The sequence below is a fragment of the Rhizomicrobium sp. genome (genome assembly GCF_056722145.1).
On the sequence record NZ_JBWZET010000097.1, the window covers coordinates 1 to 8,022 of the forward strand.

Sequence of the window (8,022 nt, forward strand, 5' to 3'; positions counted from 1 at the left end):
CTTTCCGGCCTGATCACGCCGTCGCTCGACGAGATGTGCTACGTCGCGTCGGAGATGGAGCGGCAGGGCTTCGCCATTCCTTTGATGATCGGCGGCGCCACCACATCCCGCGTCCATACCGCAGTCAAGATCGATCCCAATTATCGTCGCGGCCAGACGGTGTATGTCGCCGATGCCAGCCGCGCCGTCGGTGTCGTTTCCAATCTGTTGTCGAAGACCAATGCCGGGTACGCCGACGGCATCCGCCGCGAGTATGAGGAGGTTGCGCGCGTCCATGCCGCCCAGCATGCGCCCGCCCGCCGGCTGTCCATTGCCGAGGCCCGCGCCAACCGCTTCGCGCCGGATTGGAAGTCCTATGCGCCGCCGAAACCGTCGTTCCTCGGGCGCAAGACGCTGGCGAACTACGATCTCGGCGAGTTGGTGCCGGTCATCGACTGGACGCCGTTCTTCCACGCCTGGGAAATGTCGGGCCGCTATCCTGATATCGTGACGGCGCCGAAGACCGCCGCGGCCGCGACCGCGCTATTCAACGACGCCACTGCGATGCTGAAGAAGATCGTTGCCGGCAAATGGCTCACCGCCAACGCCGCCATCGGCTTCTTCCCGGCCAACCAGACCGGAGACGATATCGCGGTGTTTGCTGACGACAGCCGCACGGCGCCGGTCGCCACGCTCCACACCTTGCGCCAGCAGATGGTGCGCGATCCGGGGCGGGCCAATCTGGCACTCGCCGATTTCGTCGCGCCCGCCGGTGTGCCCGATTACGTCGGTGGCTTCGTGGTTACGGCCGGGCATGGCGAAGAGGCGCGCCTGAAGGCGTTCGAAGCCGAGAAAGACGATTATTCCGCCATTCTGCTGCGCGCGCTCGCCGACCGACTGGCGGAAGCCTTTGCCGAACGCCTGCATGCGCGGGTGCGGCGCGAGTTCTGGGGCTACGCGAGCGACGAAACGCTGTCCAATGAAGACATCATCGCGGAAAAGTATTGCGGCATCCGTCCCGCGCCCGGCTATCCCGCCCAACCCGACCACACGGAAAAGGAGACATTGTTCTCGCTGATCGAGGGCGAAGCGCGCACCGGGGTGCGGCTGACCGAAAGTTTTGCGATGTGGCCGGGTTCGTCGGTATCGGGACTTTATTTCTCGCATCCGGGCGCGCGCTATTTCGGTCTCGGCAAGATCGAGAAGGATCAGGTGGAAGACTACGCCGCCCGCAAGGGCTGGAGCGTCGCCGACGCCGAACGCTGGCTGGCGCCGAATTTGAACTACCGGCCCGATACGAATTGAACCGCGGTCCGTGCGGTTCTATCGTGAGCGCTTCACGGGGGGCTTGCGATGGATGATCGTGCGACGCCGGTTGCGCTCAAGCGCCGGACTATTCTTGGAATGGGTGCAGCAGCTCTAGTGCTGGGGCGAGCCGGCGCCGAAGAGGATTGCCGGATGCGGCGGGTCGCCTCGTTCGCCATGATTCCGTTCGGTGGCCTGATTGTGATCGAAAACATGATCGGCGACAAACCGCTGCGCATGATGGTCGACACCGGCGCCTATTTCACCTGCTTCAGCGAAGCCAAGGCCGTGGCGCTTGGCATGGCGATCGAAACGCGGTCCGAAGTCGGCGTTATCATGTACGGCGGCACGCCGCTGCGCCGTTTCGTCAGCACCGCCGAATTCCGCATCGGCAACATTTCGACGCCGCGCTATTCCTATCCGCTGCTGCCGGCGGGCCATCTGCCGGACGGCATTGATGGCCTGTTGGGTCCGGATTTCCTCGGCAATTTCGATCTTGATATCGATTTTGTCGGCGGCAAAGTGAACCTGTTCTCGAAGGATCACTGTGCCGGTCGGGTCGGTTATTGGACCACCGAAAAACTCGAGCCGATCCCGCTCGTCCGCGGTGCAGACGGCGTCCACATTCTCACTCACGTTGATCTCGACGGCGAGGATGTCAGGGCCGATATCGACACCGGCGCGTCGCTGTCGGTGATGGGCCTTGATCGCGCCCGCCGGATGTTCGCGATCGCCGAGGACGATCCCCGACTCGGCGACGACAAACGCTTCCGCAATCTCTCCGGCGCCAAGCGCTTCCCGTTCAAGCAGATGCGCTTCGGCCATGTCACGGTGGATAATCCCGACATCGTCTTGGTGCCGGAGACCCAATCGCAGATGGGACCGGACTCGACGCCGATGATTCTGGGGCTGTCGGTCTTGCGCAAGCTGCACGTCTATATCGCCTACCGCGAAAAGAACCTCTACGTGACGGCGGCGAATCCACGGAATTAGCGTGCCATCTCGAATGGCTGGCAGTCCGGTGCGGCACCTTGGCTTTGCGCCGGATTCTTCGGCGGAATAGACTGTCACGCGCGGTTGTTATTCTGGTTCGAACGTAGGGGGGCACGATGCGGTTTCTGAAGATTGCGCTGGCGGCGCTGGCATTCGCCGTTCCGGCACTGGCGCAGCAGGACTGCCGGCTGCAGCTGGCGGCGTCGCTGCCGATCGAACAGAGCCATCCCTGGCGCATCATCGTTCCGGCCTTGGTCGAGGGAAAGCCGGTGCGCCTGATCGTCGATACCGGGTCGGGCCATTCGGCCTTGTCGCAGGCGGCGGCCCAACGTATCGGCGCAGAGCCGCGCATCATTTCGGGCGGGCGCCCCTATATGCCCTATGCCGGCGGCGAGGCGAAATATTACGTCAAGACCAAGGAATTCACTTTGGGTGGCATGACGGCGCCGAAAGCGCTGTTCTTCGTCATGCCGGTCGAAATGCCGGAGGCCGACGGCATCATGGGAGCGGATTTTCTGCGCCACTTCGACGTCGAGATCGATTTCGCCAATCACAAGATGAACCTGTTTGCGCCGCACCGCTGCCCGGGTCAGGTCGTGTATTGGACCGATGCCGCCAACGTCGCCGTCGTGCCTATTCGCTTCGCCAGCACCGATGCCAACGACATCGTCAACGTGAGCGATCCGCACATCCGCTTGGATCTGACCCTGGACGGCCAGCGTGTGCCGGCGATCCTTGATACCGGCGCTCCCAACACTGGCATCAACATGATGCAGGCAAAGGTGTGGTTCCACCTCGACGAAACGTCGCCGGGCATGGAAGCGGCCGGCAAGGAAAACTTCGCCTACCGCTTCAAGTCCCTGTCGCTGGGCGATGTGTCGGTGCAGAATCCCCGTATCCTGATCCACACCACCGAACGCGCCCGCGAACTGGAAACCGATGCGCTGTTCGGCATGTCGATCCTGCGCAAGCTGCACTTCTACATTGCGTACCAGGAGAAGCAGCTCTACGTGACGTCGGTCGACGCGCATTGAAGCGTGTCAGCGCCGTTCGCTCCAGGCCAGCCGTCGGCGAGGCCGAGCATCACGCTGGCGCTGATCAGCGTCCATTGCTTCAGGGATGCCCGAACTTCACCGTGAACGAGGCCGACGCCAGGGCTTGGCGTTTGATCGCGGCATCGACCGCCGTCATCTTGTCGTTGGCGCCGAGCCCGAGCTTTTCCACCTTCAGGGCATAGACGGTGAAGATGTAGCGATGCGCCGGGCCGGGCGGCGGGGCGGGGCCACCGTAGCCGGGTGGGCCGAAATCGGTGATTGATTGGATGGCGCCGGGCGGCAGGCCATGGGCGCTGGCGTTTTCGGGCACACTTGTGATACCGGCCGGCAGGTCAAACACGAACCAGTGCCACCAGCCGCCGGGATGAGGTGCATCGGGGTCGTAACAGGTGATGGCGAAGCTCTTGGTGGCGACCGGCGCCCCGCGCCAGACGAGGGCCGGCGAGCGGTTCTGCCCCTGGTAACCATAACCGCTATAGACGTGCACCATCGGTACGGTGGCGCCGTCGGGCAGGCCCGGCGAAGACAGCATGAAAGGCATTGCGCTCATCGGGATCACCGTTGCGAGTCCGGCCAGCGCTAAAATGATAAGGCGAACGAGCATGCGCCGGCTCCGGAGCGTTCGAAACACATACTAACGCGGAGCGTGTGCCCTGGAAACTCATGAGGCGGCCGGCACGTTTCCGCGCCGTAGCCGCCTCATGCTGCCCCCTTCAATGCGGACCCTAACGCGGAGACTTAGCCCCTCTGCCGTTGTCATCCGCGGCAGGCGCAATAGTCCAAACCCGCACCACTTTCGCAACGGGCTCTACCGTCTCACCTGTCGGGTTTGCGCGCGCTTGTGGATTCGAGGCAACAATTGGACAAGGTTAATCGGCGAAGTGTTTAGAAAGCTTCAAACCTTGGCGCTGGTAATGCGAGCCGATGCCCTCGCCGTAGGCCTCCGCGGGAACTTCGGTGAGGCGCTCGAACACCAACCGGCCGATGGTTTGGCCATGTTCGAGGATAAACGGCACCTCATGGCTGCGCACCTCCAGGACGGCACGCGCCGCGGGTGGCTTGCCGGCCTGGTAGCCGAAGCCGGGATCGAAAAAGCCGGCGTAATGGACGCGGAACTCACCGACCAGCGGGTTAAAGGGAACCATTTCGGCGGCATATTCGGGCGGGATGGCGACCGCCTCGCGCGAGGCCAGGATGTAGAACTCGTCGGGGTCGAGCACGATGTTGCCGGACTTCGACGGCTCGATCGCGTCCCAGAATTCGTGCGGATCGAGCACGGCGCGGCGGTCGACGTCGATGATGTTGGTGTGATGCTTGGCGCGCCAGCCGATCTGCGCCACGCCCGCAATGCCCTGCAAATCGACCGAGAGGCCGAGGCCGCCGTCGATGTTGGGTTCGCAATCGACCAGCGGACTTTCGGCGTGCAGGCGCCGCAGCTGGGTGTCGGTGAACTGCGGTGAGCCGCGGCGCACGCGAAGCTGATTCAGCCGCGAGCCCTTGCGCACCAGCACCGGGAAGGTGCGCGGGGATATCTCGGCATAGAGCGGGCCGTGATAGCCGGTTTCGACGCGGTCGAAGCTTTGCGCCCGGTCGGTGATCAGGCGGGTGAAAACATCGAGCCGTCCGGTGGAGCTTTTCGGATTGGCGATGCCCGACACGCGGAAACTGAAGTCGGCGCTTTCGAGCAGCGGCACGACGTAGACGCAACCGGTCTCCAGCACCGCGCCGTTGGAAATGTCGATCTCGTGCAGCGCCGCGCTGGTAAGTTTCTCCTCGACCGTGGCATTGGGACCGGGCAGGAAACTCGCGCGCACGCGCCAGGCGACCGAGCCAAGCCGGAGGTCGATGCTGGCGGGCTGGATCTGGGCCTCGTCGAAATCCTCAGTCGCCACCACTTCGCGATGCGCCCGGATCAGGCGTTTCAGGACATGGCCGGGCAGGATGCCGGTGGAATGCCTGCCATAGCTTTCCGGCTCGTCGGGCGCGAACAGGCTGTCATCGGCGGGATTTTCGGTCGGCTTTTCGGTGCTCATGGGCCGGAACCTAGCGTGGCGCGCATTCCCCGTCATCCTTGGGCGCAAAGAAACCCACGGATTTTCACGCCTATTCGGTGCCGTAGAGGCGAATCGCGGTCAGAATCCCGGCAGAATCGAACAGGACGCCGAGCATCCGCCCTTTGCCCTCGGGCGCGTCGAACATCAGCACCGAGCGGCCGTCGGGATTGTGGTTCTCGACCGCCGGCTTGCCGAACTTCTTCTTCACCTCGTCGGCCGTGGTCTTGCCGGGCACAAAACCGTATTGGGCCGAAACATCATCGGCGAGGCGGCGCACGTCGCCGGGCCGCGCAGCGGCGGCGGGCGCCGGAGGTGGGGTGGCAGTGCCGGGCTGGCAGGTGCCGGCTGCATCGATGGCGGCGCACAGCTTCACCTGCTCGCCGAGGAATTTGTTGGCGCCGGCTTGGCGCGCCATCAACGCCTTCATTGCCTCCAGCTGGTCGCCGCTGAATTGGACAATGCCGCCGATGCCGTTCTTGTCGGCGGGACGGCGGATTTCATATTGCACGACATAGAACGCCTTGGTGCCGGCGATGGCCTTGACGAAAATGTCGACGTCCTTGTCGGTGCCTTTCTGGCGCGAACAATAGATTTGCGCATAGGCGACAGCGAAGCCGTTTTCGACATGCTGGACCGGGCCATTCACCCGCAGATTGGTGCAGCGGCTGCCGACCAGTTGGAACATGTTCTTGACGAACTGGGCCGGCACCATCGGACGAAAGAGGTGCTGCTCGGTGATAATATCGTGGATGTCGTCGATGTTCTGGTCGGCCGGAATCCATTCGCGCATCAGCATCTGCGCGTTGGTCATGTCGGTGATGTTCTTCCACGGCGCGGTGGTGGAGTAGGGCGGCACCAGCAGGGTTTCGTCGGCCGTTGCCATGGCGCCGAACGTAGCGAAGAGCGCCGCAAGCATAATCGTTTTCATTAAATCCCCCTGCTCCTGTCTCCGGCACAATAGCACGCGCGGCGTCAGCTCGCGAGAAACTCGCGGATTTCGCGCACGGCTTCGGCAAGGCCGCAGCGCGTGACCGGGGTTTCCGGCGGAAAAGCGGTCAACAGCCGCGACGGCGTCGCCGACTCCAGGATGACGAAACAGCCTTTGTCGTGGCCGCCGCGGATCAGCCGGCCGAACGCCTGCTTCAACCGTAATCGCGTCAGCAGATCGTCATAGGAGCGGCCGAAGCGGGCCCGCCGCGCCTTGTGCAGGATGGTGGGCTTGGGCCACGGCACCTTGTCGAACACCACCAGCCGCAGCGAGCGTCCCGGCACGTCGACGCCGTCGCGCAAGGCATCGGTGCCGAGCAGGCATGAGTTTTCTTCCGAGCGGAACAGGTCGACCAGCGCGCCGGTGTCGAGGCGGTCGATGTGCTGGGCGTAAAGCGTCAGCCCCGCTTCGGCGAGCGGACCGGCGATTTTCGCTTCGACGTTTTTGAGAGCCCTGACCGCGGTGAACAATCCGAGCGCGCCGCCGCCCGCGGCCAAAAAGAGTTCGCGGAACGCCGCCGCCATCTGCTCGGGATTGCGCCGCTCCACATCGCGCACGATGAACACGCGCGACTGCTCGGCATAGGCGAACGGCGAGCCGAAACTGGCGCGCTTGGCCGGTTCGGGCAGATGGGCGACGCCGGTCCTGACTTCCGCCGATTGCCAGTCGTCCTCGTTGCCGGCATCGCGCAAGGTCGCCGAGGTGACCAGCGCGCCGTGAGCATGGGCCAAGACTTCGCTCGCCAGCGGCACGGTGGGATCGACCCAGCGCCGCTCGAGGCCGATATCCTGGCCGCGCCCGTCCTCGCGGGTGATCTCGAACCAGTCGACGAAATCGTCGTTGACTTCGCCGGTCTCGAGCGCCTCCAGCATGCTCATCCACGCCGGCAGCACGATCTTGCCGCGCCATTCCAATCCGCGCGCCGCCGCATCGATGCGGGCCCGCTGATAGGGTTCGAGTTCGCTCGCTTTGTCGTCCAGCGTCGTGCGCAACGCTTTCGCCAGACGCATCAGCGGCACCGCAAGGCGCTTGAGACCCTTGCCGAGGCCTTGGGCGGATTCGATCAATTCATCGGTCAAAGGGGTCGTTTCGCATTCGGCCGAATAGAACTGGTCGTGATCTTCGCAGCGGGCGCGGACATGCTGGTAGACGGTGGCGAGGAAGACTTCGCCCGGCCCATGCGGCGAACCCAATCGCGACGTCCAGCCTTCGCCGGCCAAGACGGTCGCCGCCGCGACGGCTTCTTCCAGCGCCCGCGTGGCATCGTCGTTGCCGTCGACCAATTCCTTCAGCCGCTCTTCGAGACCGCGCGAGCGGCTGCGCGCCCGCCCTTCGGGGCCTCGCACCCAGCGGCGCATGTCGGCCATTTCGGTGCCGGAGACGGCGGCGGCGAAACCGGAGTCGGCGGCGTCGAACAGATGATGGCCTTCGTCGAAGACATAGCGCGTGCGCCGCTCGCCCGACGTGTCGGTGTTTTCGTCCGTCCCCAGCCAGTCCTGCGCCGCATTGGCGATGACGAGAGCATGATTGGCGACGACGATCTCGGCATTCTTGGCGCGGCGCACGATCTTCTCGATGAAGCAGGTGCGATAGTGCGGGCAGCCGGCATAGATGCATTCGCCGCGCCGGTCGGTGATTTCGCGCAGCG

7 protein-coding genes are annotated in these 8,022 nt (G+C 64.2%); 3 read left to right on the forward strand and 4 right to left on the reverse strand.

Annotated features, from left to right (window positions below):
• The 3 genes from AC1P6P_RS05460 to AC1P6P_RS05470 all read left to right on the forward strand — a co-directional run.
• On the forward strand, positions 1-1,284 hold a 1,284-nt coding region (locus AC1P6P_RS05460), incomplete at its 5' end, for a vitamin B12 dependent-methionine synthase activation domain-containing protein (RefSeq protein ID WP_481401423.1).
• A 48-nt stretch (positions 1,285-1,332) separates the two neighbouring features.
• On the forward strand, positions 1,333-2,277 hold the full coding sequence (locus AC1P6P_RS05465) for a retroviral-like aspartic protease family protein (RefSeq protein ID WP_481401424.1): 945 nt from the start codon (positions 1,333-1,335) through the stop codon (positions 2,275-2,277).
• Positions 2,278-2,393: 116 nt separating this feature from the next.
• Complete coding sequence (locus AC1P6P_RS05470) at positions 2,394-3,311, forward strand: retroviral-like aspartic protease family protein (protein ID WP_481401425.1); 918 nt, start codon at positions 2,394-2,396, stop codon at positions 3,309-3,311.
• 79 nt (positions 3,312-3,390) lie between these two features.
• On the opposite strand, the gene AC1P6P_RS05475 is transcribed toward AC1P6P_RS05470, so the two are convergent.
• From AC1P6P_RS05475 to AC1P6P_RS05490, 4 genes are all read right to left on the reverse strand, one after another.
• The gene (locus AC1P6P_RS05475) at positions 3,391-3,873 is read right to left on the reverse strand and encodes a YbhB/YbcL family Raf kinase inhibitor-like protein (protein ID WP_481401429.1); all 483 of its coding nucleotides are present in this window, start codon (positions 3,871-3,873) and stop codon (positions 3,391-3,393) included.
• A gap of 328 nt (positions 3,874-4,201) precedes the next feature.
• Positions 4,202-5,365 (reverse strand): 2'-deoxycytidine 5'-triphosphate deaminase, encoded by a 1,164-nt coding sequence (locus AC1P6P_RS05480; RefSeq protein WP_481401426.1) that lies wholly within the window; start codon positions 5,363-5,365, stop codon positions 4,202-4,204.
• Between the two features lie 70 nt (positions 5,366-5,435).
• Entirely contained in the window at positions 5,436-6,314 is an 879-nt protein-coding gene (locus tag AC1P6P_RS05485) for a hypothetical protein (protein ID WP_481401427.1), read from the reverse strand.
• Positions 6,315-6,358: 44 nt separating this feature from the next.
• Positions 6,359-8,022 (reverse strand): ATP-dependent DNA helicase (locus AC1P6P_RS05490; RefSeq protein WP_481401428.1); only part of this gene is annotated, 1,664 nt, incomplete at its 5' end.